This window comes from Marinobacterium alkalitolerans (genome assembly GCF_017776525.1).
GTDB lineage: Bacteria > Pseudomonadota > Gammaproteobacteria > Pseudomonadales > Balneatricaceae > Marinobacterium > Marinobacterium alkalitolerans.
In genome coordinates this window covers 1-1,662 of the sequence record NZ_JACVEW010000049.1, presented here as the reverse complement: position 1 = coordinate 1,662, position 1,662 = coordinate 1, and the positions used below count along the sequence as shown (strand labels likewise).

The window sequence follows — 1,662 nt, the reverse complement described above, 5'->3', positions numbered from 1 at the left end:
AGCTCGGTGCCGCCGTGCAGCGGGCTGTTGAACAGGTAACGGCCAACCACGTCGACACAGGTCAACGCCATCAGGCCAAACAATACCAGCGCGGAAACTGCCTCGAGAAAAAAGGCCAGCCAAATGGCCGGCCCCTTCTCGTCATAGTGCGCTTTGATCCAGGCACCAAATGACATGGATTACTCCTGCTTTTGTGCTTCGTACTCACGAGCAATCTGGCGCATTTCCTTCAGCGCTGCTGCTGCATCAACATCACGGTCAGACACGCTTTCGATCCAGTCCTGGTCCATGCCTTCTGTCAGCTGGTTGAACTGCTGTACGAACGCGGAGGACGCATCGTGCTCGATGACGTTTACACCGCTTTCGCGCGCAAATGCCAGACCTTCAATGTCACCCTGCTCCCAGGCGCGACCGGCCAGAGCAGACAGTTTTTCACCGGAAACACTGCGAATCGCTTCAGCGTCTTTCGGGTCCAGGTCTGCCATGAAGTCAGGGTTGATGAACATGGAGAAGGTACCCAGGTACATGCCACCCGGGAGCATATTCAGGTCCTTGGTGACTTCAGCCAGGCGCAGAGACTTCTGTTCGCCCACCGGCAGGAAAGCACCGTCGATAACGCCCTGCTGCATCATCTCGTATACCTTGGTGGCCGGAGCAGCTACCGGCGTGATGCCCATGCGCTCACCGATTTCGGCCTGAACGCCGCCACCGATACGGATCTTCTTGTCCTTCAGGTCAGCCAGGCTGTCCACCGGGAAGGTGGTCATGATCTGACCCGGGCCGTGCGTGAACAGACCCAGCAGTTCCAGACCCACATATTCATTTGCCTCGGCAAAGTACTTGTCATGGGTACGCCAGAGCGCAACAGAAGCGGCTTCTGCGTTTACACCCATGCCCGGCTGTTCAGCCGCGATCGGCAGCTTGAAGCGGCCCGGTACATAGCCGTGGTAGCTGAAGCCGGCGTCAATAACGCCATCTTCTACCAGCTGGAAATAGGTCTTGGGATGACCCATATCATATTCAATTTTAACTTCGACACGGCCCTCAGTGGCTTCTTCAACCCACTTGGCCCAGGTCGGCCATACCACTGCGTTCTGTGCAGCGGTCGGCGGCAGCCAGGTACCCACGATCAAAGTGGTATCAGCTGCGGCAGCGTTGAAAGAAGTGGACAAACCTGCAGCCAGAACAGCGGCACCGGCGAATTTTATTGTTTTAATCATCATGTTGCTCCTGCGTTTCTTGTGTCGTTATTATCTTTGCGATACTCAAGAATCGTTTACTCTTGAAATAGTGTATCACTTTGTCGCGTTAAGCAAGGCTTGGTTGCAGCAAATATCTACTAAGGTATACCCCTAGCGGGCGGCTCCCCTGAGGGAGCCTTGATTTCCTTTATACCATCATGTTTGTGATACATGAAGTCATTAACACACCGCTCTACCGGTAGAGCAACTCCGGCAGGAAGAGCGCGATCTGGCTGACGAACACGATCAGCGCAAGGCGCACGATGTCCGCGCACCAGAACGGTGTGACTCCTTTGAAAATAGTCCCTGTTTTCACATCGCGCAGCACCGCACTGAGTACAAAGACATTCATACCCACCGGCGGTGTGATCAAACTGATCTCGGTCACAACGACGACCACTATCCCGAACCACACCAGATC

General features: G+C 54.8%; 2 protein-coding genes. Both read right to left on the bottom strand.

The genetic code is table 11. From position 1 onward, the window contains the following. Positions 1-179: 179 nt before the first annotated feature. Positions 180-1,220, bottom strand: a complete 1,041-nt coding sequence (locus H9C73_RS15970) for a TRAP transporter substrate-binding protein (RefSeq protein ID WP_209288893.1) — start codon at positions 1,218-1,220, stop codon at positions 180-182. 214 nt (positions 1,221-1,434) lie between these two features. Beyond that, a partial coding sequence (locus H9C73_RS15965; RefSeq protein ID WP_209288892.1) for a TRAP transporter large permease subunit occupies positions 1,435-1,662 on the bottom strand: 228 nt, incomplete at its 5' end.

Coding starts and splice junctions, on each gene's coding strand:
- H9C73_RS15970 (WP_209288893.1), bottom strand. CDS start 1,220: ATGATTAAAACAATAAAATTCGCCGGTGCCGCTGTTCTGGCTGCAGGT.